Origin of the sequence: Pseudoalteromonas sp. S3431, assembly GCF_000690035.1 — a bacterium.
GTDB lineage: Bacteria > Pseudomonadota > Gammaproteobacteria > Enterobacterales > Alteromonadaceae > Pseudoalteromonas > Pseudoalteromonas fuliginea.
This window is the reverse complement of the sequence record NZ_JJNY01000003.1, coordinates 1-25,224: the sequence shown is the minus strand read 5'-3', so window position 1 is coordinate 25,224 and position 25,224 is coordinate 1. Positions and strand designations below refer to the sequence as shown.

Sequence of the window (25,224 nt, the reverse complement as noted above, 5' to 3'; positions counted from 1 at the left end):
CTTTACTATCCTCAATTGCTCCCACCGACAAATAAAAATATATTAATTATCAACACCTTAAAGTTGGTTCGTTTCTTGTAATAGTTATATTGAATTTAATATTTAATAGGTAACTACGATGATAAATTTAACCAGTGAAAATGAACATAAAATAGTATCGCTTCCAAATGACTTTTCAGGTTTTACTGTTGATGGATTTAAAGATGAATTTGAAGAGCTAGTTGATACAGGTACAGACTTTATTATCTTGGATTTTTCAAAGACTGAGTTTATTGACTCTTCGGGTATTGGCGCGATTGTCTTTCTTTATAAAAGAATAGAAAAAAGAAGCCATAAATTGTCATTACTCAATGTAACTGGGCAGCCGTTTAAGCTAATGAATCTTCTAAGAGTGGATAAAACCATTCCATTTATTGATTCGCTTTAACGATAAGGAGAGCGATATGAAAGCACACATTTTTTTCATCATAACCTTGCTTTTAAGTGGGTGTGCTTCTTGGCCTGATGAGGGGCAAGGGGGTTGGGCCGAAAAATATCAAAACTATCCATTAAATGATGAGCAAACAGATAATAACTTTACACAACCCGAAGATGTGGTGAGAAGTGAATTTGAACACCTTGTTTTTAAATTAGAACTTTTAAAGTCACAAGATATAAAAGCATGTATGCCAGCACAGCTTTTAAAAGCTCAAATTTACGAAAATCGTATTCGAAGGCTTATAGCTGCGCAAATGTGGGAAGATGCAGAGCATGACTTATTGATTCACTACCATGGGCTCAATCAACTAACAAACCATTTTGACACGGTTCAAAAGCTCACTCATTGTGCAGTTAATACCACTTCAGAAACGACTGTATCTAGTGTTAAAAAACAAGTAGCGGATTTACTAAATAGTGATAATCAATTTGCATTTAATGCGTTTGAAATAACCCCTAAATATGCAGCAAGGCTTGCTCAAGCTGCTGATTTAGCTAAGCAACTAGATAGTATTTCAATTTTGTTAGTGGGTCATACTGATTCAGTTGGTGAAGGGAATAATAATTATGAGCTTGCATTAAAAAGAGCTGAAACAGTAAAACATTGGCTCGTCGTTTATGGTGTTAAAACTCAAAGTATTACCACACTTACACAAGGAAGCTTAAAGCCCTATAGCAAGCAATCCCCAACGGAAAGTGTCCGCCATTCTGATAGGCGAGTTGAAGCGATAGTCCTCAATGCAAGCAATAATAATATGCAAGATGATAACGCTAAAGCACTTGTTAATTGGACAAAAATTATTAAAAGCAAAGAGGAGTAAATTATGAAATTTATATTCGCGATTGCGGTGTTTATTTTATCATTCAATGTTTACTCAGCTTCTGATGAAAGTAATGCCATAGTGCAAGTGGGAAATAAGCTTTTTCTATATATTCCAGGTGAAGCAGAATTTGATACAACGTTTGAAGTGGATAAAAGAGGACAAATTAACCTCCCAGAAATAGGCCAATTTAATGTGGCTGACAAAACGACTATGCAAATTGAAAGTGAGTTAACCCCCGTACTTGCTGAACTATTTGTTGCAATGGATGATTTTTATGTAGCGATCCACAGCAGAGATATTCTTATTAATGTACTTGGTTACGTAGTGACACCATCGCAAGTGAGTATTCCTGATGATGGGAATATTCAAATGGTTATCTCTAAAGCAAACGGTTTAAAACCCGGTGCTCAGCTAGATAGAATACAGATAAGGCGTGGTAATGAGGTAATTGAATTTGATTATAAATCATATTTAGATACAGGAAATATTAGCCTGTTACCTTCTCTAAAAAGCAAAGATACTGTGTTTGTGCCGGTATCGCCTTTGCTTGGTAATGTGCAAATAGACTTTGATGCGCAAACACTCAGTGCAACAGGGGATGCCAGTGATAGCAGCGCGATAACTATTTTAGGTGAAGTACATAATCCAGGGAGTTTTTCCTTTAAAGAAAATATGAGTATTTTAGATGCACTTATGCGCGCAGAGGGGGTCACTCGTTATGCTGATGTAACTAAAATAAGAGTCATTGTTGATAAAACACCTGTTATTTTTGATTTGAAAGGGTACCTAGATAAACCCTCAAATAGCACTATGCAACTGCTAAAACCTGGCTCTACTGTGTATGTGCCTATTATGGTTGATGACGTAAACACAACGTCACGTACGGTTTATATTATGGGAGAAGTGCAAAAACCAGGCGCGTACGAAGCGGCCGATAGCACAAACTTTTTAGATATTTTAGCCAATGCAGGCGGACCAACACGATTTGCTGAAACTCGCCATATCAAAATATTAACACCAGAAGGAGACAGTATTTTATTTGATTTACAGCGTTATAGCGAAGGCAGTGTAACGACCAAAGTACCAGATTTAAACCCTGGCGATGTAATTTTTGTACCTGAAAAAACAGATGTTAACGAAAAAAGCTGGCTTAAAATTCCAACTAAACGAGCTATCAAAATAATTGGTGCCATACATTCTCCAGGTCGATATGAATGGAGTAATGAAATGGATTTTACAGACTTAATAGCTCATGCAGGGGGGCCTACAAAAAGCGCTAATATCAATGATATAAAAATACTGCGTAATGGTGATGTTACACAACGCTTTGATCTTGAAAAGTATACTATTACTAATGGTGACACACCGCTGCCAAATTTAGTTGCGGGTGATACAGTTATATTTGAAGAGCTACCAGTTGATCCGTCGGATAATAAATCCCAATGGATCCGCCAAGAGTCGAGTAAGTCTATTTATATTATGGGGCAAATAGGTTCGCCAGGTCGTTACTCGTTTAACGAAAACATGCACTTTATTGATATTTTAGCTGCAGCAGACGGCCCAACAGCGACGGCAGATATTCGTAATATTAGAATCACTCACCGTAATGGTAATCGAGCTAAAGTAAGTAAATTAGATCTCGCCATGTACTTTGAAACAGGCGATGAAACTTTGTTTCCTAATGTATTACCAGGAGACACCATTTTTGTACCTGAAAAAGACAAAGATTGGCTCCGTACACCTAAAGAACGGGTAGTACGTATAATGGGGGCTGTACAAAAACCGGGTCGATACAATTTTGACGATACAATGTCCATTTTAGATGTATTAGCTGAAGCAGGCGGCCCTTCTAACTCAGCATTGATAGATAAAATAGTTGTTGTTAATCATTCATGTTGTAAAGAACAGTCTCGTGTATTTGATTTAGAGGCGTTTATTAAATCACCAAATTCAGTAAATATTCCAGTATTAAGAGCGGGTGATACGCTTTACATACCAGAGAAAGGGCAGGATTTACTTAGTCAATTTAAAGATAACTTTTTAGATGTTATTACTATTCTTGCATTAGTGGTGGGCTTATGAAATTAATACCAAAACAGTATTATGAGCTGGAAGTTATATGTAACATGATGATTGATAATTCAGCTCGTTGTATCACTTTTATCTCTTTATCAGGTTCAGAAGGGTCATCTAGTGCATGTGTTAGTGTTGCTAAGCGATTACAAAGCCAACTTAAATCAGTGCTAATAATTGATTTAAACCCAATCAATACATTTTGCTCAGATGATAAGTTACCAACAATTTCTAAACCATGGTGCTTTGATGATATTTCTTGTCAATTAGGCGTGACTAATTATGAAGGTATCAGTTTATTAACCATTAAAAACCTAGCTAGGATTGAACCGGCGAAGAACAAACATGTACTAAATGACGCAGTTGATCGGCTAAAGCAAGAATACGATTATATATTAATTGACATGTCACCGGTGTTAAAATTGAACAGGAATAATGTGCCACTGCATTCCTTAAGTTTATGCAGTGAATTAACCTTCGTTACCGTGGGGCTGGGGGTTAACGATGAAGAGTCGCTTTGCAAAGGTGTGAGAGAATTAAAGCAAGCAGGGCATAGCAATATCAAAATATTGATAAGCCAACATAATTTTGCGCCATTAGGTGAGCGTATAGTTAAACTTTTAGAAAAGCATACGACAAAATGGCCAAAGTTATGTACTACTCTTAAAGCAAGAATTAATAAACAAAGATGGTTGTTTGAACATCATTGAGGGTGCAATGGATATATTATTTGAAAGACGCTTTGAACTACTATGGCCAACATTGACTGAGATTCGCCTCATTCTAAAGCACGTTTTAAGAGCGCTCAATGTAAAAAAGGATGAGGTGGATGCCGCAGGCTTAGTTACTACAGAGTATTTAACAAATCTAATTAGACACAACCAAGGTTCTGAGCATCAAATTTTATTACGTATTAGCCAGCCTAGTAGCGACAGCTACATATTAACATTCATTGATGAGCTAGCCCCATATAACCTTTTTAAAAACAACAATTCATCGTGGAAAATAGACTCTGGAAAACTCGTTGAAGGAGGAATGGGAGTTGAGTTAATTCGTTATTATTTTAAGGACGCAGATTATATAACGAAAAATGGCAAAAACTTTTTTTCATTCCCTTTAGAGCAAATAGATAGGCGTCCAACGATTATCTATGTTGATGATGATGTCACTCAGCTTGCCCTCATGAGCGCTTATCTAAATGATAAATTTCAAGTGATTGCCTGTGAAAGTATAGAATCAGGATGGCAGGCAATTTTAACCGCTGACGCAAGTATTTTATTACTGGATCATAAATTAAAAAATGGGACATGTGAGCCCTTATTAGAAAAACTTAATAAGTCTAATTTAAAGTCGCAACTATCAGTTGTTATGTTAACTGGCGATGACAGTGATGAAGTGATACATAAAATAAATCGCTTAGGTGTTGACGATTATTTAATTAAACCGATTAAAAAAAATAAGTTACTACAAAGCATCGAACGTGTAACTCATCGTTTTGCTTACTTGTCTTATCAAACTACTTTTGAGTCAGCGCCTTCTAAAATTCATTTACAAGATGAGAAAACCGCTCATATTTTTGGTTCAATTAGTTTGGGTAACGGCGGTGATTTTTTTATGCCCATTAATGATGAATGCAGTGCTTTTATTCTAGGTGATATGATGGGACACGGATTACAAGCATTAAAAGAAAGCTTTGCTATTAAAGGTTTTATAAGTGGCTTTTTGGCAACCGGTCTTCCTTATCAAAAAATGTTAGTGGCTTTAAATAACGCGATCTATAAACAACAGCTATGTAAATCTAGTTTAGTTACGCTTGTCATATTTTTCTTAAAAAATAATAAAATATATTGGTTAAATGCAGGTCATCCTCCACCTGTCGTTTTGCGAAAAACAGGCGAAATTTATCAATTAAAAGGCACCGGTCCACTGCTTGGTCTCGCTCAAGATCATAGTTATACACTTTATGAAGCAGCGCTTGATAACGTTGAACATATTTTACTATACACGGATGGCTGGACTGAAAACCGCTTTACCGATAAAGATGAAATATGTGAATTAACTAAAATTATACCGTTAGATAAACACGCTCATGCTGAGTTTGCTAACACGTTATGGGAAAACTCACAGGTTACGCTTTCAAAAGAAATTGATGATGCTTCGCTTATTGTAATTAATTGAATTTGCTTTAATTAACCTTTTATAGTTAAATCATTACAGATTCACAGCTTCTTTTTGGCTTGCTAACAAGGAATTAACTATGCCACCAACAGTGTTAATTGTCGAAGATACTCAATCTCTTGCAATGATGTACCAGTCATATTTATTACCGACAGGAGTAAATACACTCGTGGCAAGTGATGGTGCAACTGCAATAGCGATTATTAATAAGGTGCAGCCTGATCTAATCGTGCTCGACGTAATGCTACCGGATATGAATGGATTAGACATCCTTGCTACATTTGATCCAGAAAACTGTCCACAAGTTGTTGTATTAACAGGGCATGCTACAAAAGAAATAGCGATTCAGTCAATAAAGCTAGGTGCATGTGACTTCCTAGAAAAACCAATAGAAGCCGACCGTTTTCGGATTACAGTTAATAATGCGTTAAAAATTAAAAACTTAAAACAAACGGTTAGCCAATACAAAAACAAATACGAAAACGGAAAATACTTTGATTTGATTGGTAGTTCAAAACAGATGCAATCTGTTTATCAAATTATAAGTTCTGCTTCCGCCAGTAAAGCCACTGCATTTATTACAGGTGAAAGTGGTACGGGAAAAGAGCTATGTGCTCGTGCAGTTCATCAAGCTTCAAATCGCGCTGATAAACCTTTTGTTGCACTAAACTGCGCGGCTATCCCTAAAGATTTAATTGAGAGTGAAATTTTTGGTCATTTAAAAGGTGCTTTTACGGGGGCAATTGCGAATCGCGTTGGCGCTGCAGGTCAAGCCGATGGTGGAACATTATTTTTAGATGAACTTTGTGAAATGGACATTAACCTACAAAGTAAATTACTTCGCTTTATACAAACAGGTAGCTATCAACAAGTTGGCAGTGAGAAAGTTGTAAAAGTAGATGTTAGATTTGTGTGTGCAACAAATAGAGATCCATTAGTTGAAGTGGAAAGTGGCCGGTTTAGAGAAGATTTATATTATAGACTACATGTTATACCTATTGAATTACCGCCACTAAGAGAGCGCGGCCAAGATATTATAGAAATTGCTGAAGCTTTATTTGTTAAAATAGCGAAAGACGAAGGTCATCCATATAAAGGCATGGCAGGGGGGGTTAAGCAATTACTTATGCAATATAGTTGGCCTGGTAATGTAAGGCAGTTAGAAAATGTGATTCGTAATGTATTGGTACTCCATCCTGAGGCATTTATAGATATTGATATGCTTCCCGCTTTACCTGAAAATTCAAAAAAAGCGATTGAACCAGCGCCAATGAGTCTTCAAACTAAACCTGCGAATATATTAATTGACGATTTACCGAATACACAAAATGATGTTAAAGCATTATGGCTAGCTGAAAAAGAATATATTGAACGTGTAATAAAAATATGTTCATCAAATATACCTAAAGCCGCTTCACTACTTGATGTTAGCCCATCGACACTTTATCGAAAGATTAAAAGCTGGGAAGAAAATGAATAGTTTATTTTCCTGTATACGCTTGGTGAAGCAATAAAAATTGTTTTTTACCAGAGAAACGCTCCTCTAGCATGTTATATGCATCATTTAATAAGTTAATTTTTGCTTGGGGAGGGAAATCAATTAATTGCTCTATGCTTTTTTGACAATCTTTAGCATCACCAACACTCATTAAAAAACCAGTTTTGTTATTTTTAATGATACTTGGTATAGCGCCAACAGCACTGCTTATAACCAGTTTATGCTGAGACATTGCTTCTAATAATGTCATAGGCAAGCCTTCTTCTCTAGAACAAATAAGTAAGACATCTATTTGATTCCATATATTATTGCGTTCAGTTAAGCCATGATAATGTAGGTTATTTATAACAGGTATTTTATTTTTTAGAGGGCCGTCACCAAAAATGTGAAATTCAACATTGTTAGACTGTTTCATATTTTCAGCTAATTGAAAAAATATATCTGGTCCTTTTTCATAAGAAAGCCTGCCAACAAACCCAATCTTGATAGTTGATGTATGAATAACCGGTTTTGAAGGCGCTGATAAAGAGATAAAATTTTCAAGTAATTTTACATTGCTAATTGTATTTTTTATTTTGTTTGAGACCGCAAAATTTATAGATAACGATGAAAGCCATTGATCTAGTTTATTATAAAATTTAACTTTTCCATTCCCAACTTCGCCAGCATGGTATGTGCTAATACAGCGTTTGTTTATAATGTTACATACTAATCGGCCTAATATACCTGCCTTATAGCCATGCGTATGAACGACAGTGTTGTTATCATAACTGAGTAGTTTATTAGCGAGGTTTTTAATTTTCCCTTGTAAAAAGTCATACCTTATGTTTTCTTTAATCAATAAATCATAAAATTTTTGATTGCCATGATTTTTATAAAATAAAATTGAGCTACGAACATTATTTTTACTCAGTAGTTTTGATAATTCAACGATGTGGGTTTCAATCCCCCCCAACATGGAAGAGTCAACAAACAAAATAACTTGGTAATTCATAATAAACTCCAAAAGGTAGATATGATAGATTTAGCGGTAATAGAACAGCTCAAGAATGATATTGGCGACGACACAGCTGTTGAACTACTAAAATTTTTTGTCGACGAATCAAAAAAAACAATGGCGATAATACTTAATTCAAATGAGCGTGATGAAATAGAAATTAACGCACATAGTCTTAAAAGCAGTTGTTATAGCTTTGGTGCGATAGCGCTAGGTGATACATGTAAATATATTGAGGAACTTATAAAAACCGAGCACTCAAAAAAGGATTTACATAATCTTCTAGAAATAGTCGAAGTGCAAAGCAAGCAAACATTCAACGAAATGGCATTTATTATTGCAAGCAATCAAGATTGCTCACAAAGCTGAATTGGTACTTTAAGTAACTCCGAGAATATGTTTTTTAGTTCGTCAATATCATGTAAATGTTCTCTGGACTGTAGTGCATTTTTATTGTCATTAAAAATCTCTTCAATTGCAGAAGGTGAAATACTTAAATCGTATATTTTAAAACCTAGGTGCTCTTGTAGCCAGTCGATCCCAGTAGTCGACGTGTGTTTCATGACGCTATTTTCTAGTGTTGTGTTCTCAATGAAAATACGACAGGCAGATGTTTCTTGAATAGCCAAAGAGATCTCTTCTACTAAAAAGGCAGGCATAACACTTGTAATAATACTGCCTGGACCAATTATGATTAAATCGGCTTCCAAAATAGCACTTACGCACCCTGGCGCTGCGGGCACATTTTTAGACAAATGCACTTTTGTTGGTAATGTGTCTAACGCATCAATAGCACACTCACCAAAGACCTCTTTATTATTTTTAAGAGTGGCGATTAGATCTGTAGGGATCTCTGTCATAGGTAAAACAGTTTCTGAATTACCAAGTATTGCATTAAAGTAAGCAACAGCTTTGGTGGGAGATTTGGTGAGCTCAGTTAAGCCCAACAACGTTAAGTTGCCTAAACAATGGCCATCTAACACACCTTCTGAAAACCGGTGTTCATAAATTGAGTTAAGTGCCTTTCTATTTTCTGCAAGTTGCAGACAACAGCGCCTAATATCACCCAAAGCAATGCATTCTTGAGATTCCCTTATTTTTCCCGTACTTCCCCCGTTATCAGTTGTTGCGACAATTGCTGTTAAATTATTACACATTGGTTTAATTGCGCTTAAAACCTGCGCTAATCCATGACCGCCGCCTATACACACTATTTTCATTATTATGCCTTTGTGTTTTATTTTCCTAACTTGATATAGCAGGAATTATTCCAAGACACATAAATTTTTAATCTATTGATTTATAATTATTTAATGAGTTCTAAAAGAAAAGGGTCCGGTTGTTATTGCTCTTTTTTGCAAAGTGCAATGCATTTTGATGGGAAAAACTACAATGCAGAGTCATTCAAATATAGGCATAGGAAGGTGTTAAAGCGTAGAAAGTGCCTTTACTTAGGGCCTGTGACCTTTCAGGATTAAAATTTGTTCAATCTAGGGGGGATTTAATCGCGGCGTGAGGTTTGTAACCTAGTGGGCTCGGTAACTGCTCCTGCGTTACCCTAATGGCTTACATCCATGTAAGAATAAGTAAAAACCGAGCAAAGCTTCCGTGTCTTGCTCACGCCCCTTACCTAAATCCATTTAGGTAACACAGAGTAAATTGCACCTAGGCAGAACCCTTCGGGCAGTGTAGTTGCAGGCGATTGGGTAAAGCTTTCGGGCACTTATACCCATTCAATAACAATCGAGGAAAGTGCGGCTTTACTTTATGTGGAGCCAAACGAACTGACTGCTGATTTTTATGTGGACGACGTATCGGTCACTTTGGTAGAACAGTAAACCAAACTGAAAGTAATTAACCCACATTTGATAGTCTGTATTTTTATACAACTATTTTTTTGAGGGCTTTCACAAAAAGAAGTGCACTATGCTTTTATATTAGTAATAGGTATCGCCTTAAAGCGACATATACCGTCATTATAAATGCATTAGCGCGATAACGGCGGTGCGTGAAAAGCTATATTAGTTTGACTCAAATGACGAAAGTTTCTTTTGAACGTTATTTCGTAATACATCGTCTATGTACTCATTAAAAGCCTTATTACCGGTTACCAAGGGGTTTAGCTGATCAGATTTACGATTTTTTAATGTATTAATTTGATTAATCAGATCATGTGAAAATGGGTGGTTTGAGATACTTCCATCAACATCGTTTTTGTTTGCAATTTTTTGAAAATAATTTAAAGAGTGCAAATAAGTTTGATTTGCTTCTTTAGTATCCGGTAAACCGGTACCTCCCCAAAGTGCAATTGTATGAGGTATGCCATTATCTGTAACAGGTATTATTAATGACAACCCACCAGGCGTATGCCCTGGTGTAGCAAGTACCGTTAAATTAGTTTTACCTAAACTTATTTTTTCACCATCGATAACTTGGGTGTAAGTGCTAGGTAATGGTATTTCGGTAGAAAAGTTACCGAAAGGATCAGTTAATACAGGTGCATTTGGATTATGGATGTAGTCCCACTCATTTTTTCTCATTAAAATTTTAGCGCCATAACGTGATTCAAAGTAGTGAGCGCCACCATAATGGTCGCTGTGGCCGTGAGTAACTATCACGTATTTAATATCTTCAGGATTTAAGCCTAGCTCTTTTAGTCCAGGAACAATGACATGTTTGGCGTCGTGCGGGGTCCACATGGTATCGATTAAAATAATGCCCTCAGTTGAAGTGATAACAAAAGTGCCTACGCTGACATATCCTACAAAATAAAGGTTATCAAATAGCTGAGTGGGTTCAACAACAGTGGTATTGAACAAATCACTAGAGGTTAGCGAGGAAGGTAATTTATTTAATCTAGTACTTATTTTATCTTCACTCAATTTTGTAATATTACCGTTATTTGATGTTGTGCAGCCGCTCAGTAAGTAAGTTATTACTGCAATCGAGAAAATGCCTAAAAATGTTTTTTTCATATTTTACACCTTAGTTAATTAGGCATATTAAAAGCCCAAGTAATAAACTTTAGTACGTCGTCTATTCAATTATTAAATACAGGGTATGAACTCAAAATTAAAATTTAATGGATAAAACAACTTTAGCCTTTGTTTGTTTAGAGATCGAGTTTGTTATCTTTAGGCTAAATTAGGGGTGCGAAAGCATTAGTCATTTTGTAAAAGAGGGTTTGAATAACGATAGAAGCGAATATATCGTTATTCATTGTATTAAAAACAGCTCTAGGTTACTTACTATCCAAGGCGTTTATATCATTGACTCGGTTAATTATGATATTAATTAAAAAAGCACATAAAATAACGGCAGGTATTGCATTGGCAACACTGTCGTAAACTACATGAAAAAATATTGCACCAGCCATAATAACTAACAAACCACTTGCAGCTAAAATGCTTAGTTTTTTTATCCAAATAGCAATAGCACCTGCAAGTTCACTTGCACCAATAAAATAGCCAAACCAAGCAGGTAAACCCATGAGTGCAAACGATAAGTGCATTTGCTCAACTCCTACTAGTTTTGCAGAGCCTGCAGCTATAAACGCAAGTGTTGTTAATCCTAGTGATGTATACATAAAAATTCTTTTTACTTTTGTGCTCATGTTATTCCCAACTTTAATAAGAGTGATTTAAGCAGATGCTTAGCTTTTGACGTTAGAATAACCACAGTTCTTATTAATTAATATTGAATGTTTTTTTATAAGATATAAACTTTAGCTTTACATGTCTGGCGTAAATTATGAAATTAGAACAGCTTAGTATGTTTGTTACTGTTGCTCAGGTTGGATCATTGAGTGAAGCAAGTGCTCTTTTACACAAAACTCAACCAGCTATAAGCCAAGGTATTAAGCAACTAGAAAATACCCTTAACTTTGCCTTATTTAGTCGTAATGGTTATCGGTTAGAGCTTACCAGTGCAGGAAAAACTATGTTTCATAAGGCTATGAAATTGCTAGATGATGCAGCACAACTTAAACAAGTTGCACACCACATAGCACAGGGGAACGAGGTAAGTATAACGATTGCAATTGAAGCATCATTTAATTTAAAAGGTATTTTACCATTACTAAAAAATATGCAAAATCAGTTCCCTGAGACTCAAATAATAATCAGGCAAGAGTACATAACAGGTGCAATTGAAGCCTTACTTGATGGCGGTGCCGATCTGTGTATAACACCAACAATGGAATTTTCTGCACAAGAAGAGAAAATTGAAAAGCATTTGTTAAATAGCGGCTCATTAATCAATGTAGCTTCCCCTTTGTTGTTAAAGCGAAATCCAAACCTTAGGCAAGCCACTGATTTGTTGAACGAATACCAAATAATTGTGCAGGACTCAGGCACAGGTTCAAAAAACATAGAGTGGGGTGTACAGCAAGGTCAGCGACGATGGTATGTAAATGACTTTCCAACTAAAAAAATGCTTATCGAAAGTGCAATGGGTTGGGGTAAATTACCAGGTTATTTAGCTGATGAAGGTATTGCAAATAATACTCTGCAAATGCTGTCACTTAGTGATGTGCAAAATATAACGCCTCTAAAATATTACATTATTAAGAAAAGGGGAGAAGTGTTGGGACCTGTAGGAGAGGCTGTGTGGGAGCAATTTAAAAACTATCAGATATAACAATTACATATATGTGAAAAACGTATTTAAATTACTTCCCTAAAAAAGCCACTAAAACCTACTTAGCTTGATATCTTACTACCACAAACTTAAGCGGCACATCGGCGTTGTTATAAATGCCGTGTACGTCATTAGGGGCTGCAAATAAAATATCACCAGTATGAGCTGGCTGACTTTTGCCATTGAGTGTCCACGTGCCAGAGCCTTCAAGAATCATTAAGTATTCTTCATCAGGGTGCTGGTGGACAGGGTGTATTTCGTTATTAGGTTTAATAACCGCAACGCCCGTAATAGCACCTTTGGTGAGTGGTGTATCGCCATAAAAGTAGGTATGAAAATCGCGGCCTTAGTAGTGAGTAATGTGCGCGTCTTTGGCAGGTAATGCAAAGATGGCTGCGGCTATGTTAGGCGAAATGTTCCCTAACCAAATTCGCTTCTCTGGCCTTGCAGTTACCGGCTTTGCCCAGTGGATAGCTAACTTTTTAATTACTTGGTCGTTCCCTGTTATGCTCACCGGTATAGGTTTGGCTGGGGCTTATGGTTTTTACGCATTTTGCGCGTTTGTTTCAGTTATATTTGTATTTAAGTTTTTACACGAAACCAAAGGCAAAGAGCTTGAACAAATGAAAGGGTAAATATTCTCCCTTTAATAAGCGCCAAAACTAAAGCAATAGAACTAGAATAATAGAACTAAAGCAATAGTTTTGGCGTTATTTTTGTGATTCGTAAAATAGTACCAACCCTTTTGAAAGTCCAACAGGAAAAGTTGAGTAGTGATCTGTTCCTTTTACTACTTCATCCTCTAGTTTTAATCCTTGGTAATTGCGTGATCGTAAACGGTTAGCAAACTTCATATGACCTGCGACCATATCTTCTTTCATACCATTATCTAAAGTCTCTAATGCGCCAGTTGCCATAAACACATTGGCCTTCAAGGACTTATTCTTCTTGGCATACTTATCTTCTAATTCAAATATCCAATCATTTTTAAACCAAAGCGAAGGGCTAGTTAAGATGTAAGCAGAAAACAGCTCCGGCTTGGTTAACAGTACCCAAGCGCCAAATAAACCTCCCAATGATTGCCCAGACAATATTCGCTGTTTAGCGTTAACTCGGTAATTGTGATCAATGTATTGAAAGACTTCTTTTTCAATAAACTCTAAATACTTGTTTGCTCCACCGGTTGTGTATTGTGTCCAGCTCTTGTTAACTACAGGGGTTAAATCCCTAACTCGACTGAATTGGCCATTTTCTCCATGAGCAAATGAAATACCAACCACAATGACGTTATCCATGTTTCGCATATGAGTTGCACCAGCAGCAACTTTGAAGGTATAAGGACCATCATTTAAGTAAAGTACAGGATACTTAAATGATTTATTTCCTTCCAAGAAGTAACTACGGGGCACTTTGATAAACAAATCATATTTCTTGCCCAGTACTTCAGAGTCAATCGTCACAACCTTGCTGCTAGCAATTTCAAAACTACGATCTTCAGCAACTGCTGCATTGTCGCAGCTTACGTTAAACATAATAATAAAAGTTAAGCATTTTACAAAAAACAGTTTCATCTGATATTTTTCCTTAATTTTGCTTTATAAGTTTAATATTGGAATTTTTAGCCGTATATCTAGCGATTAAAAAAGTAGTTAAATCAGTCTGCAAAAACTTGTTCGAAGTTGATTCTTCCGAGTGAAGGGTTACAAAAATTCAAACGGAAGCTATAAATCACATTTTTAAAATAAATTTTCATAAATTTCCAAAATCAAAGTGTGACATGTGTCACAAAGTTGCTTTGTAACATACCGAATGTTAAAGTGCGACACAAGTCACACTTTTTAAGTTTTTATATGAAGCCAAATTCAACAGAGTTAGAAATACTGAAATTACTTTGGAAAAAGCAGCCACGCACAGCCAAAGAAATCCATGAACACTTGGCATTAAAGTATGGATGGTCATACTCATCTACACGTAAAACCTTGGAAAGAATGGGCAATAAGGGAATTTTAGAAGTAGGTTCCTCAGGCAACAAAAAAACCTTTAAGGCATTAATTGAGAAAATACCGACGCTTGCATCCTACATGCAGGAGTTCGCAACCAATGTCTTAGAGTTAGATGAACCTCTACCTGTCACTATGTTCGCTGATAGCCGTTTAATAAATAAAGCAGAAATCGATGAATTAGAGGAACTATTAAATCAACTCTCAAAGGATGAAAAACAAAAGTAGTGGACTCTTTCATTATTCAATTCATAGTAAATAGTATTTTTCCTTGGCTTATATTTTCTGGCTTTGCTTATGCTTACTCATCTTATATAACCAAGTACGATAATACCTCGCCAAGTATTTGGTGGTCAGCGCTTTTAGCTAGCTTTTTACCCTTTATCCCTTTGTCTCTTGGCACTATTAATATACCTATTGCTGATTTGGATTATATAAACTCAAGCTTAGAAAGTGTACAAATAGTAAAACAAGCCAGTATTACTCATGCAAGTTTGCAGAAAGTAGATTTAATCGCAACAGCGCTAATTGTTGGTTACTTTGGTTTTACCTGCTTAAAATTAATTAAACTATTAGCTGTTTGGCAAAACCTCAAAAGCTTATCAAGAGCATCTGAGTTAATAAATGAGCTGTCGACTAGTAAAGTGAAGGTTGTAATTTCCTCGCTAAACCATAGCCCTTTTGTCATTGGCATAGCGGCGCCCTATATCGTGCTACCTAACTATTTTTCATCGCTAAAAAAGGATCAACAAAACATTTTGATCCAACATGAGCTAACGCATATTACAAACAAAGATCATATTACAATTCTTTTATGGAGGGTCTTAAGCACCCTTTTATGGATAAACCCATTTGTTAAAAAGATGGAATGGCAGTTTATTCGCGCTATGGAACACAAGTGTGACAGGCTGACAATATGTCGCTTTAATTTTAACAAACATGATTATGCCAAGGCACTGTTGCAATCATTAAAAAAAAGCGTTCAATTTGATAACAACAATCCAGTCGCTCAATTTAATTCTGGTGCGCTTTGCGCTGATGATTACAAAGCGAGGCTTACACACATTGCTTATCCAACGAATAAAAGCCGACTTACTTTAACTTTAAAGTTCTTTTTAATGTTACTTGTTATTTTTAGTCTGCATATATTTTTAAAAGATTCCGCAATGACAGGCAATCTAACTTGGCAGCACCCACTAGATAACCATACGATAAGCTCAACATTTCGTAGCATCAGCAAGGTTAGAGATTATAAGGCACATCGTGGTGTTGACTATGTTGGAGAAAGAGGCAGCCCTGTGCTGTCTGCTGCTGATGGGATTATAGTTATTTCAGATAACAAAACCTTGCATTCGAACTATGGAAATACTGTATTAATTCAACATAAGAATGGCTACCAAACGTTATATGCACATCTAGAATCGAGTGACGCCAAAGTAGGTTCTTGGGTTAAAGCTGGGCAGGTTATTGGCGTTATTGGTGATACAGGTAAAGCGACAGGGGTTCATCTTCATTTTGAAGTAATTAAAGACAATCAAAGAGTTGATCCTAGTTTAGTGCTCGGCGCTAAAACTACAAGGTAATGGTTTCTGTTTTAGGTACTTGTAGCTTTATAAAGGTATGATATGTTTAAAGAAAAATGTTTTATTATTTTTACTCTTCTTTTTAGTTCATTTAGCTATGGCAGTGAAATATTTGATAGTCTCCCAGACACAATAAATTCATCTGATAAATATGTTTTTTATTCTCACGGATTCATTGTAGAGGGCATAGATCCTAAACCTGTCCATGAGCGCTGGGGGCAATATAATTTTCCAGCTATTAAAAAGGAACTTGGTGACTCAAGCTATCATTTAATTGCTACTCATCGACCAGCTAAAACCCATCCTTTTAAATATGCTGAACAGCTATCTAAACAAGTAACTAAATTACTAAAAAATGGCGTACTTGCAAGTAACATAACCTTAGTTGGCTTTTCCCGTGGTGGGTTTATCACGGCAATTGCATCGAGTAATTTAAAAAACATGGATATTAACTTTGTAATCTTAGCGGCTTGTACAAGCGGATTAGCTAAAAGAGCAGAAATCGCTATTTATGGTCATTTATTATCAGTATATGAAACATCTGATTCTGTTGGTTCGTGTGACGATGTAGTTGCTAGGAATCTTGGCACTGTTAGTTCTTATAAAGAAGTTTCGATTTCAACGGGTAAAGAACATGGCGCTTTTTTTATCCCCAGAAAAGAATGGATAGTACCCGTTAAAGCCTGGTTAAAACGTAAAAAGCCTCAGTAGTATTGTATAAGATCTAAGATCATACAGCCGATAATTCAATTTGAACAACTTAAAAAGTAATAAGCTAAGGATTAATCAACTTCATGGAAATTAGAAAATTAAACTCTTTAAGAGCTTTAGCTGCCCTTATTGTATTTGTTACCCACTTTTCAGATATAACTCATTGGTTAAATGGCTCTCTAGGGGGTGGTTCTGGAGCCTATGGCGTAATGTTATTTTTCCTTCTTAGTGGGTTTTTAATGTCACTTCTTTATTTAGACACTAAGTTTAGCAGAGCAAACATTGAACGATACTTTTTAGCTAGAGCTGGCCGAATTTTACCCCTATACCTTGTAATTGTATTTAGCTCTTACTTATTAACACAAAATAACTATGATATTTTATACAACATAACTGATCTTAATTCGTTAATAGGGCACCTTTTGTTTATACATGGCGAAAGTGTGCTTTGGTCAATTCCACCAGAAATACAATTTTATATTATATTTGTAGCTTTCTGGTCTTTAGCAGGCGAAAGGAAAGGGTATATATATTTATTAATCGTAGCCTTTATGATGTTTTGGTATTTAGCTGATTTCCCAAGGTTATTTGGTGAAATTGAAAGTATTCCTTACAACTTTTTTAGTACTTTAAGAACGTTTCCGTATTTTTTTATTGGCGTTATATTTGGTTTGCATTACAAATCACTTAAAGTGCCAAGTTATATGAAAAGTAACTGGTTTATATTAGCTTTATGTTTAATACCTCTATTGTATCCTGAGTTTTCACCTATTAACGAGGGCGACAAAAAAAAGATGTGGCTTAGTTATGAAATTTTATTTGTTATGAGCACAGTATTCTTTTGTGTTGTTTTTTTAGTACCAAATAACAATATTGTTTTAGCAAATAAAATTGGTGACTTTTTAGGGAAGGTGTCTTACTCATTCTATTTATTGCATATGCCTATTATCGGAATAGTTAATAAATTAAATTTAAACAACGAACTTAAGTTGTTGTTATCACTGAGCTTAAGTGTGTTTTTTGCGTATGTATCGTATGTTTTCTTCGAAAGGCCTATTGCAAATAAAATTAGAAGTCTTTCGAATAAAAAGCAGCAAAAAATTTAGTTTTTACACATCTAAGGAAAAGAAAGAATGTTTTTAAGCTGGCCTTTGCTGTTGTTTTTTGCTCTATAGCGTTAAGTGCGAAGAAGATTACAGAAGTTAAAATTCGAAATACGCATACCTTGAAATCAAACATGAAAAAAGTGGATTAGAATATGAGCTTCATATACGCTTGCCCAACAATTATTCACAAAGCAATAAAAAGTACCCTCTGGTATTATTGAAAGACACGGGCTACTCCGTTGCAGCGGCGAGTGGCATTGTACATCTAATGGGGGCAGATATTTTAAGGATGTCATTATAGTCGGGATTTCATACTCCAAAGGACTGACCCTTTGATTAGTCGTACAAGTGACTACACACCAACATATGCCTCAAATGAAGGGGGCACTCGCTCCAACCTCAAAAGCATTCTGGTCAAGCCAACCAGTACATAAGTTTCATTTAAGATGAAATTTTACCTCTTATTAACCATATGTACCGAATTAAGCCGGACAAAAAGATATTTGTTGTCTACTCATATGGCGGGTTGCTTGGCGCCAACATTTTGATCACTCATCCTGAATTGTTTGAGTATTACATTTTAGGTAGTCCATCGTTCTGGTATGACAATAAAGCGATGTTTCGGCTGGAAAGTAACTATGCAAAAAGCAATAAGGCCATGAAAGCACAAGTGTTTATATACATTGGTAGTGAGGAGGGCAGCATGGTTGAAGAAATGCTAGCATTTGAGACTCAGTTAAAGTCACGAAATTGTCAAGGGTTAAGTATCCAATCCAAAGTATTAGCAGGGTTGTCTCACCACAGTGCTTTTACAGTGTTATTAACCTATGGTCTTCAAAAAGCTATTTCTAAATAAAGCAAAGGTAACTAACCAGTGGCTAAGATTTTTATGGCCATTAATGGCACCCAGCAGTACTTCAGCGAATAGCGGTCATTGAGGATTAGTTGTCATTAGCTAAATGAAACTTTACTCACCTTTACATGATAAAACAATCTAGCCCAAGCATAATATTTATTAATAGCAATAGCTTATACTTTTTGGTATTAATAAAAACTTATAAAATAAGGATATTTTCGCGCTAAAATAGGGAAGGTGTCCTCCATTTTTGGCCTCCTAAAGGTAAAGTGAAAGAATAAATAGAGGCTAGTAGTGCTTCTAGTAGGTCTTATAGATAGTCGGCATTACGTCAATAAAAATGCTTAAAGTTGATTATAGGACTCGTTTTTTAATTGAATCTGGCTGTTGAAGTTATTCTACTGCCTCGTTATAAGTCGGTATTATATGTACATTGGTGAAGCATCAAAAAAAACAGGATTATCTATTAAGGCAATTCGATTCTATGAAGAAAAAGGATTGATAAGGCAGCCGGAAAGAAAAGGCCGCTATCGAGTATATGATGAAACAGATATAGAGCTTCTCATATTAATTAAAGAGGCAAAGGATTTAGGAATAACGCTGTCTAAACTTAGAGGCGTTATCGTTTACAATGATAACAAAGTTGACTGGAAAAAAATTAAACAATTTTTAAGCGAGATAAGAAAAGAATTAATTAGCAAAATTGAGGATATAAATAAGCAAGTCAATAATATTGATAAATGCTATAACCAGATAAATCCCTAAATAAACATTTGACTCTCCCCTAATGGGGAGACGGTAAACTCCATCTCACATAATTAATTATTGGATAATGAGATGAGTAAGCGGGTATTAGTTCTGGTGGGAAATCCTAAGAAAGATAGTTTTGTAAGTTCTTTAGCTGAGGCTTACTTAGATTCAGCTAAAAATAAACACGAGGTCCAGCTGATAAAAATATCAGATATGGAGTTCAACATCGATCTTTCCAGCGGATATGATGAAAAAGCCTCTTTAGAAGATACGTTAAAGTCATTTCAGGCCTATATTGAGTGGTGCGATCATTTAGTTATTTTTACACCCATTTGGTGGGGGGCAGTACCTGCAAAATTAAAAGGACTTATTGATCGAACATTTCTGCCTGGTTTTGCATTTGAATACGAGAAAGGTAAATCTATTCCCAAAAAATTACTTAAAGGGAAAACAGCCCGAATTGTGATGACGATGGATACCCCACCATGGTATTACTTTTGGATTCAAGGTGCTCCAGCTATCAAACAATTAAAGACAACAACACTCAAATTCGTTGGTTTTGGTTCTGTGAAAAGTAAAATGATTGGCCCTATTATAAGCTCTACTAAAGAGTCTAGAATTAAATGGATTTATGATATGTCAAAACTAGGGGCTACTGCTAACTAAACTCACATCATATATGAGCCTTAACTCTGTCAATAGGTATTAATGTTATTTTTGACCATTTTTACCGCAATAAAAGATAAATAATTAACCTAAAAATTAAATTTAATGGTGCAATCTTGTTGCTTAATTAAAGTGACTGTCTTGTTTATTTTAATAGTAATACTTTAGGTAATTTGTTAAAACTATATAAAGTAGATAAATGAGCGTTAAGTCAGCAAAGAGCGCACTATTAAATTGTTATCTGTAAGAGGAATGCATTCGTTTTATGTCAGACTTAAATAAAATACAAACATTATCTGAATTCATTACGAGAATTGAAGCACTTAAGTACGAACATGAGGCCTCTGGTAATTACTCTGAATTACTTTTTCGTGGACAAAGGGAAGATAAAAAATTACTTCCCAAATTAGCAAGACTCAACCTAAGTGGTAGTATTAAAAAAATTGAAAAACTCATGTTAGATGAGTTTAAAAGAGCTTCTCTACCTTTAGCTGAGTTTGAGCCCAAAGATAATTGGGATTGGTTAGCACTTGCCCAACATCACGGGTTACCAACCAGATTATTAGATTGGACATATAGCGCATTAGTTGCTCTTTGGTTTGCAGTTCAAAATCCACCTAAAGATGGTGCAGACGGAATAGTTTGGATTTTAAAAACGGACATGTCAGATTTTAGAGATACTGAAAAATTTGATGACCCATTAGAAAATAAAGTCACTAAGATTTTCCGTTCCAGAGTGGTTTCTAAAAGAATATCAGCTCAAGCTGGTGTGTTTACTGCGCATAGAATTGATTCCAGCGGAAAAGTGGTTCAATTTGAAAGTAATGCCACATTTAGAGAGAAACTAACTAAATTAATAATTCCAGCTGAAAATTTTTCATCTATAAGAGCATCATTAAAAATGATGGGAGTGAATCATTCAACTGTTTTCCCTGATATCGATGGTTTGTGTCTACACTTAGAAAGAAGATTCTCTAAACTTGAAGATGAAATATAAATACAGAAAATATGCATATCAAAAAGAACATAGACATGTTTTCTTTCATGATTCGAATAAATATTAACCAAAGTATATGTTTTTGAGTTACCAGAGGTAAAGGAAATAACGAAGTTAATTTGCATATAACAAACGCATTAACTCACTCGCTGGCGCTTGGACAAAAGCAGGTAGGCTCCAGTTACTTCGCTTGCTATTGTGGCCTACGAATTTTTGCCTGTTATTCGGACATTACCAATGTCTGCTCATGGCACTAAGCCGAACTTCGGCAAAGAGCGAACAGCAGCCATCCAGATAATTGTAATTAATTTTGTAATAATAAGAAACTTCCCCCTTTTCCACATGTTTAAATAAGCTACAGTAAGCATAATATTTAAAGCTGGCAATAACTTACACTATTTGCTACTAATAGTAACTCATAGAGTAAGGACAGCTTCGCGTAAAAATAGGGAATTGTCCTCTATAAAGCTGCTAAATTCACGGGGATATATGAGTTCAATAATTTTAGAATTGCAAGCAGATGCAATGAATGACAATGTTTCAATTCAATCCTTACTTCGAAAGGCATTTACTATTGCTATAAAACTGTCAATTGAAGACTCAAGGCAATGGATTGAAGCAGAGATGAATGGGTATAATCCTGGTAATGAAGTTCCAATGTATCGTCGTATAAAAGGTGCATTACAGGCTATAAATCCAGTTCGAGGTCCAATCCCTGTTCAAATTGATGACAACGAAATGGAGGATACTTTATCTGTGTTCCATTTTCGTCAATCAATAGCTGAAATAGAAGGCATTATTAGTAAACATGGCAAAGGGTTTTTAATTCCCTTTACTGGCGCTCAATTGTCATCATTACAAGATCTTTTTCGGGCTGAATACCCATTTCATCTTAGCTTTTCAGCAACGTCATTGGTTCCTGTTGTTGATAATGTTCGTAACACTATTTTGCAATGGGCCTTGAAACTAGAGCAAGAAGGAGTCACTGGAGAAGGGCTTAGTTTTAGTAATGAAGAAGTTAAAAAGGCACATATGAGTACAAATATTAATATAAAGAACTTTCAAGGTGTTTTAGGTGATGTTACTGATAGTGAGCTTACCCAGAATTTAGAAATGACCATTAGTGAATCAAATAATTTTGAAGAGCTAGCCAAGTATTTATCTAAACATAATGTTCCAGAAAATGATATCGCAGAATTAAAGGATGCAATAGACAGTGATGGCTCTATTAGTTCTACAGCTCAAATTGGTTCTAACGTAAGTTCCTGGATTGGTAACATGTGTTCTAAAGCTGCGAATGGAAGTTGGGCTATATCTCTAGCTACCGCTGCCAATGTCTTAGGTACAGGTATTAGCAAGTTTTATGGCTTGTCGTAATTGTAAACTTAACAAGGCTTTAGAGTCGGGTTCGTAACAGTTGACTCGGTTTCGCTTTACATTTTAGCCAACTGTTACTCACCGCATAAGGCGGCGTTGATACTGTAGAATTACTCTTTATTAAGAAAACAGCCTGTTTTATAGAAATCAATGGGCTCAAATCTTGACTTCACACATTAAGAATCTTCAATGTCTGCTCATGGCACTCTCCAGCCACTCGACAACATAAAATGTTGATAATAATTGGCAAGGTATTTTACTGTGTCGGATGGCGCTTCGCTTATCCGACCTACACTGGCACATAGCCGAAGTTGACGTTAAAGCCAAACGTTCAGCTAGCCCAATACAAAGCTCATTAAATCTGTTCTACAAAGTAAATCACTAAGGTAAAACTTCAGTAATTACCGAGTACTCCCTTTATTTCATTTTGATATACCCAAGTTAGTAGTACTTATTTCTGATATACTCAGTCAGCACTTTTACTCAAAAGGTAATAGTCTTCAGCTTGCAACTTAATGCAAGTTAACTCACTGCTCTTCATTATTTATTGCCAAAATTACACCTTTGTAAAATAGAGTTGGTTCATCCGAGCCAAAAACGTACATAAAAACACCGCCTAAGTTTATTGGCGAAGTATGATGATTCGTTGGTGAACTCAAGCGTACTTACTTTATAAACAGGACTTAGCATGAGTGAATTAACTATCGGCGTTATCGGAACATCCCGCAAGACAGATGAAAGACGGTATCCTATTCACCCAGAGCACTTATTACGAATTCCAGAAAACCTTAGAAAACAAATGGTGTTTGAACAAGGCTATGGCACCGCTTTTAATGTTAGCGATGAATATATTGCAACGTTAACGGGTGGCATTGCATCGCGCAGCGAAATACTTACCCATATTGGCACGGCCATTATTGCAAAGCCTGTACTTGCTGATTTAGAAGAAATGCGCGAAGGAGGCACTATTTGGGGTTATGCCCACTGCGTTCAACAGCATGAAATAACACAAGCGGCAATTGAGCGTAAACTTACCTTAATTGCTTTTGAAGATATGTATGTGTGGTCACCAAACGGGAATGTAGGGCGCCATACTTTTTATAAAAACAATGAAATGGCAGGGTATTGCGCTGTAATACATGCTTTGCAACTTAAGGGTATTGATGGTCATTATGGCGATCAACGTAAAACGATTATATTTAGTTTTGGTGCAGTGAGTAGAGGCGCTATTTACGCCCTTAAAGCGCATGGCTTTAGAGATATTACAATTTGTATTCAGCGCCCTGATCACGAAGTGCGTGAAGAAATATTAGATTGTCACTACGTTAAGGTACGAGAAGGTCTTGAAGGAGAGTCTCGCATGATGGTTGTTGAGCATGATGGGACTAATCGACCACTTGGCGATCTTATTAGCGAAGCCGATATTATCGTGAACGGGACTTATCAAGAAACAGCTCATCCGGTTAACTTTGTCATTGAATCAGAAGCCGAGTGCTTAAAACCAAACAGCTTAATTATTGATGTTAGCTGTGATGAGGGGATGGGGTTCTTTTTTGCAAAGCCGACAACGTTTAAAAACCCTTTATTTCGATATAACAACACGGATTATTATGGCGTTGATCATACACCGAGTTATTTATGGGAAAGCGCGACGCGTTCAATCTCTGCGGCGCTCATTGTATATTTACAAACGATACTCAAAGGTGCTTTGCAGTGGCAAAAAGATGAAACCATTCGCCGTGCAATAAACATTGAGCAAGGAATAATTAAAAATACGGCAATTTTGGCATTCCAAAACCGCGAAAATATTTACCCTTATAACGTAATAACACAATGATTATACCAATCCGCAATAATACTTAATCATTTTACGGGGCTAAACGTGTCGCTACCTGTGTTAAAAAACTCTCATTTACGACTGCATGGATGCAGAAGGTAGAGCAATGCAGGAGCAATTGCCGAGAACAACTAAATAGCGAATTTTTTGCCTAGCTATCAACACGTTTTTCCATCCTCAAAATAGATCATTTAATTAAGCGAACTGGTATTAAATTTATCTCTAATCTAATTTTACATAAGGGTTTATTGAACTTTAGAGGTTAAATTTGCAGTAGTCTGTTTGGTATTTAGGCAAGGCAGAGCCTATGCAGTGTGGTTATTCCCCATAAATGGGCAATAACGTAGCATTAATGCCAAACAGGCGCTGCCTAAAGGGTTCTTTCTAGGAGCTACTTATTCTTACATGGATGTAAGCCATTAGAATAACGCAGGAGCTATCGAGCCCACTCGGTTACAAATCTCGCGTCGCGATTAAATAGCGCCTAGTTTGAACAAATTTTAATCCGCAAAGATCAACAGACCATAGATTAATTAGGGGTGTGCACTTCGTTTTAATGCAAGTAATTTTAAGGCGAAGTGTTTGTTAGTCGATATTAAACTCTTAAATTCAGAATGTTATTTTAAGTAGTTGATGTGTACTAGCTCAGACTTGAT

The 25,224-nt window shown here is 35.9% G+C and carries 24 protein-coding genes and 1 pseudogene; 19 read left to right on the top strand and 6 right to left on the bottom strand.

All coding sequences use genetic code 11. The annotated features are described in order from the left end of the window. Window positions 1-118 precede the first annotated feature (118 nt). The 6 genes from DO88_RS17510 to DO88_RS17535 all read left to right on the top strand — a co-directional run bounded on the left by DO88_RS17510 (window position 119) and on the right by DO88_RS17535 (window position 7,032). Window positions 119-427, top strand: a complete 309-nt coding sequence (locus DO88_RS17510; protein WP_007375204.1) for an STAS domain-containing protein — start codon at window positions 119-121, stop codon at window positions 425-427. A 16-nt stretch (window positions 428-443) separates the two neighbouring features. Then, window positions 444-1,298: an OmpA family protein gene (locus tag DO88_RS17515; protein ID WP_008135514.1), complete on the top strand. Its 855-nt coding sequence runs from the start codon at window positions 444-446 to the stop codon at window positions 1,296-1,298. 3 nt (window positions 1,299-1,301) lie between these two features. Further along, the gene (locus DO88_RS17520) at window positions 1,302-3,383 is read left to right on the top strand and encodes an SLBB domain-containing protein (RefSeq protein ID WP_033030606.1); all 2,082 of its coding nucleotides are present in this window, start codon (window positions 1,302-1,304) and stop codon (window positions 3,381-3,383) included. Continuing rightward, on the top strand, window positions 3,380-4,084 hold the full coding sequence (locus DO88_RS17525; protein ID WP_007375201.1) for a ParA family protein: 705 nt from the start codon (window positions 3,380-3,382) through the stop codon (window positions 4,082-4,084). The genes DO88_RS17520 and DO88_RS17525 overlap by 4 nt, the downstream gene beginning before the upstream one ends. Window positions 4,085-4,091: 7 nt before the next feature. Continuing rightward, window positions 4,092-5,552 (top strand): SpoIIE family protein phosphatase, encoded by a 1,461-nt coding sequence (locus DO88_RS17530; RefSeq protein ID WP_033037795.1) that lies wholly within the window; start codon window positions 4,092-4,094, stop codon window positions 5,550-5,552. Window positions 5,553-5,631: 79 nt separating this feature from the next. Then, the gene (locus DO88_RS17535; RefSeq protein ID WP_007375199.1) at window positions 5,632-7,032 is read left to right on the top strand and encodes a sigma-54-dependent transcriptional regulator; all 1,401 of its coding nucleotides are present in this window, start codon (window positions 5,632-5,634) and stop codon (window positions 7,030-7,032) included. Window position 7,033: 1 nt separating this feature from the next. On the opposite strand, the gene DO88_RS17540 is transcribed toward DO88_RS17535, so the two are convergent. Beyond that, the gene (locus DO88_RS17540; RefSeq protein ID WP_033037794.1) at window positions 7,034-8,044 is read right to left on the bottom strand and encodes a glycosyltransferase family 4 protein; all 1,011 of its coding nucleotides are present in this window, start codon (window positions 8,042-8,044) and stop codon (window positions 7,034-7,036) included. 21 nt (window positions 8,045-8,065) lie between these two features. On the opposite strand from DO88_RS17540, the gene DO88_RS17545 reads away from it, so the two are divergent. Next, window positions 8,066-8,416 (top strand): Hpt domain-containing protein, encoded by a 351-nt coding sequence (locus DO88_RS17545; protein ID WP_007375197.1) that lies wholly within the window; start codon window positions 8,066-8,068, stop codon window positions 8,414-8,416. On the opposite strand, the gene DO88_RS17550 is transcribed toward DO88_RS17545, so the two are convergent. The 3 genes from DO88_RS17550 to DO88_RS17560 all read right to left on the bottom strand — a co-directional run bounded on the left by DO88_RS17550 (window position 8,395) and on the right by DO88_RS17560 (window position 11,633). Then, window positions 8,395-9,267: a gluconeogenesis factor YvcK family protein gene (locus DO88_RS17550; protein WP_033037793.1), complete on the bottom strand. Its 873-nt coding sequence runs from the start codon at window positions 9,265-9,267 to the stop codon at window positions 8,395-8,397. The two genes, DO88_RS17545 and DO88_RS17550, sit on opposite strands and share 22 nt — an antisense overlap. Before the next feature lie 801 nt (window positions 9,268-10,068). Next, the gene (locus tag DO88_RS17555; RefSeq protein ID WP_033037792.1) at window positions 10,069-11,022 is read right to left on the bottom strand and encodes an MBL fold metallo-hydrolase; all 954 of its coding nucleotides are present in this window, start codon (window positions 11,020-11,022) and stop codon (window positions 10,069-10,071) included. Window positions 11,023-11,288: 266 nt separating this feature from the next. Then, the gene (locus DO88_RS17560; protein WP_232224761.1) at window positions 11,289-11,633 is read right to left on the bottom strand and encodes a DoxX family protein; all 345 of its coding nucleotides are present in this window, start codon (window positions 11,631-11,633) and stop codon (window positions 11,289-11,291) included. A gap of 164 nt (window positions 11,634-11,797) precedes the next feature. On the opposite strand from DO88_RS17560, the gene DO88_RS17565 reads away from it, so the two are divergent. Then, the gene (locus tag DO88_RS17565; protein ID WP_033037790.1) at window positions 11,798-12,685 is read left to right on the top strand and encodes a LysR family transcriptional regulator; all 888 of its coding nucleotides are present in this window, start codon (window positions 11,798-11,800) and stop codon (window positions 12,683-12,685) included. Between the two features lie 58 nt (window positions 12,686-12,743). Here the strand turns inward: DO88_RS17565 and DO88_RS19015 are convergent, their stop codons facing one another. After that, window positions 12,744-12,977, bottom strand: coding sequence for a cupin domain-containing protein (locus DO88_RS19015; protein WP_269634938.1), 234 nt, complete (start codon window positions 12,975-12,977; stop codon window positions 12,744-12,746). A gap of 109 nt (window positions 12,978-13,086) precedes the next feature. On the opposite strand from DO88_RS19015, the pseudogene DO88_RS18635 reads away from it, so the two are divergent. After that, a pseudogene (locus tag DO88_RS18635) lies at window positions 13,087-13,320 on the top strand (MFS transporter); the annotation flags it as partial. Window positions 13,321-13,395: 75 nt separating this feature from the next. On the opposite strand, the gene DO88_RS17570 reads toward DO88_RS18635, so the two are convergent. Beyond that, a complete protein-coding gene (locus DO88_RS17570; protein WP_033037789.1) occupies window positions 13,396-14,256 on the bottom strand; it encodes an alpha/beta hydrolase in 861 nt (286 codons plus the stop codon). A 279-nt stretch (window positions 14,257-14,535) separates the two neighbouring features. Here DO88_RS17570 and DO88_RS17575 point away from each other — a divergent pair, with 279 nt between their 5' ends. From DO88_RS17575 to DO88_RS17610, 10 genes are all read left to right on the top strand, one after another. Then, window positions 14,536-14,913, top strand: coding sequence for a BlaI/MecI/CopY family transcriptional regulator (locus DO88_RS17575; RefSeq protein WP_033016230.1), 378 nt, complete (start codon window positions 14,536-14,538; stop codon window positions 14,911-14,913). After that, window positions 14,913-16,268 carry a M23/M56 family metallopeptidase gene (locus DO88_RS17580; RefSeq protein ID WP_033037787.1) on the top strand — a complete coding sequence of 452 codons (1,356 nt, stop codon included), beginning with the start codon at window positions 14,913-14,915 and terminating at the stop codon, window positions 16,266-16,268. Before DO88_RS17575 ends, DO88_RS17580 begins: the two co-directional genes overlap by 1 nt. 42 nt (window positions 16,269-16,310) lie before the next feature. Next, a complete protein-coding gene (locus DO88_RS17585) occupies window positions 16,311-16,979 on the top strand; it encodes an esterase (protein ID WP_033037785.1) in 669 nt (222 codons plus the stop codon). An 83-nt stretch (window positions 16,980-17,062) separates the two neighbouring features. Further along, window positions 17,063-18,085, top strand: a complete 1,023-nt coding sequence (locus DO88_RS17590; protein ID WP_033037783.1) for an acyltransferase family protein — start codon at window positions 17,063-17,065, stop codon at window positions 18,083-18,085. Between the two features lie 544 nt (window positions 18,086-18,629). Beyond that, on the top strand, window positions 18,630-18,941 hold the full coding sequence (locus tag DO88_RS19010) for a hypothetical protein (protein WP_232224760.1): 312 nt from the start codon (window positions 18,630-18,632) through the stop codon (window positions 18,939-18,941). A 426-nt stretch (window positions 18,942-19,367) separates the two neighbouring features. After that, on the top strand, window positions 19,368-19,706 hold the full coding sequence (locus tag DO88_RS17595; protein ID WP_008138200.1) for a MerR family transcriptional regulator: 339 nt from the start codon (window positions 19,368-19,370) through the stop codon (window positions 19,704-19,706). 72 nt (window positions 19,707-19,778) lie between these two features. Beyond that, the gene (locus DO88_RS17600) at window positions 19,779-20,357 is read left to right on the top strand and encodes an NAD(P)H-dependent oxidoreductase (protein WP_033037781.1); all 579 of its coding nucleotides are present in this window, start codon (window positions 19,779-19,781) and stop codon (window positions 20,355-20,357) included. Between the two features lie 265 nt (window positions 20,358-20,622). Continuing rightward, a complete protein-coding gene (locus DO88_RS0118115) occupies window positions 20,623-21,354 on the top strand; it encodes an FRG domain-containing protein (RefSeq protein ID WP_050482404.1) in 732 nt (243 codons plus the stop codon). Between the two features lie 489 nt (window positions 21,355-21,843). Then, entirely contained in the window at window positions 21,844-22,731 is an 888-nt protein-coding gene (locus tag DO88_RS17605) for an AbiTii domain-containing protein (RefSeq protein WP_033037779.1), read from the top strand. A 688-nt stretch (window positions 22,732-23,419) separates the two neighbouring features. Next, window positions 23,420-24,568, top strand: coding sequence for a N(5)-(carboxyethyl)ornithine synthase (locus tag DO88_RS17610; protein ID WP_033037777.1), 1,149 nt, complete (start codon window positions 23,420-23,422; stop codon window positions 24,566-24,568). Window positions 24,569-25,224 lie beyond the last annotated feature (656 nt).

What these genes read in the sequence shown, in the direction of transcription:
- DO88_RS17525 (WP_007375201.1), top strand. Translation starts at nt 3,380, where the DNA reads ATGAAATTAATACCAAAACAGTATTATGAGCTGGAAGTTATATGTAAC.
- DO88_RS17595 (WP_008138200.1), top strand. Translation starts at nt 19,368, where the DNA reads ATGTACATTGGTGAAGCATCAAAAAAAACAGGATTATCTATTAAGGCA.
- DO88_RS17565 (WP_033037790.1), top strand. Translation starts at nt 11,798, where the DNA reads ATGAAATTAGAACAGCTTAGTATGTTTGTTACTGTTGCTCAGGTTGGA.
- DO88_RS17510 (WP_007375204.1), top strand. Translation starts at nt 119, where the DNA reads ATGATAAATTTAACCAGTGAAAATGAACATAAAATAGTATCGCTTCCA.
- DO88_RS17520 (WP_033030606.1), top strand. Translation starts at nt 1,302, where the DNA reads ATGAAATTTATATTCGCGATTGCGGTGTTTATTTTATCATTCAATGTT.
- DO88_RS17560 (WP_232224761.1), bottom strand. Translation starts at nt 11,633, where the DNA reads ATGTATACATCACTAGGATTAACAACACTTGCGTTTATAGCTGCAGGC.
- DO88_RS17530 (WP_033037795.1), top strand. Translation starts at nt 4,092, where the DNA reads ATGGATATATTATTTGAAAGACGCTTTGAACTACTATGGCCAACATTG.
- DO88_RS17545 (WP_007375197.1), top strand. Translation starts at nt 8,066, where the DNA reads ATGATAGATTTAGCGGTAATAGAACAGCTCAAGAATGATATTGGCGAC.
- DO88_RS17555 (WP_033037792.1), bottom strand. Translation starts at nt 11,022, where the DNA reads ATGAAAAAAACATTTTTAGGCATTTTCTCGATTGCAGTAATAACTTAC.
- DO88_RS17585 (WP_033037785.1), top strand. Translation starts at nt 16,311, where the DNA reads ATGTTTAAAGAAAAATGTTTTATTATTTTTACTCTTCTTTTTAGTTCA.
- DO88_RS17570 (WP_033037789.1), bottom strand. Translation starts at nt 14,256, where the DNA reads ATGAAACTGTTTTTTGTAAAATGCTTAACTTTTATTATTATGTTTAAC.
- DO88_RS0118115 (WP_050482404.1), top strand. Translation starts at nt 20,623, where the DNA reads ATGTCAGACTTAAATAAAATACAAACATTATCTGAATTCATTACGAGA.
- DO88_RS17590 (WP_033037783.1), top strand. Translation starts at nt 17,063, where the DNA reads ATGGAAATTAGAAAATTAAACTCTTTAAGAGCTTTAGCTGCCCTTATT.
- DO88_RS17610 (WP_033037777.1), top strand. Translation starts at nt 23,420, where the DNA reads ATGAGTGAATTAACTATCGGCGTTATCGGAACATCCCGCAAGACAGAT.
- DO88_RS17540 (WP_033037794.1), bottom strand. Translation starts at nt 8,044, where the DNA reads ATGAATTACCAAGTTATTTTGTTTGTTGACTCTTCCATGTTGGGGGGG.
- DO88_RS17575 (WP_033016230.1), top strand. Translation starts at nt 14,536, where the DNA reads ATGAAGCCAAATTCAACAGAGTTAGAAATACTGAAATTACTTTGGAAA.
- DO88_RS17535 (WP_007375199.1), top strand. Translation starts at nt 5,632, where the DNA reads ATGCCACCAACAGTGTTAATTGTCGAAGATACTCAATCTCTTGCAATG.
- DO88_RS17550 (WP_033037793.1), bottom strand. Translation starts at nt 9,267, where the DNA reads ATGAAAATAGTGTGTATAGGCGGCGGTCATGGATTAGCGCAGGTTTTA.
- DO88_RS17600 (WP_033037781.1), top strand. Translation starts at nt 19,779, where the DNA reads ATGAGTAAGCGGGTATTAGTTCTGGTGGGAAATCCTAAGAAAGATAGT.
- DO88_RS17605 (WP_033037779.1), top strand. Translation starts at nt 21,844, where the DNA reads ATGAGTTCAATAATTTTAGAATTGCAAGCAGATGCAATGAATGACAAT.
- DO88_RS17515 (WP_008135514.1), top strand. Translation starts at nt 444, where the DNA reads ATGAAAGCACACATTTTTTTCATCATAACCTTGCTTTTAAGTGGGTGT.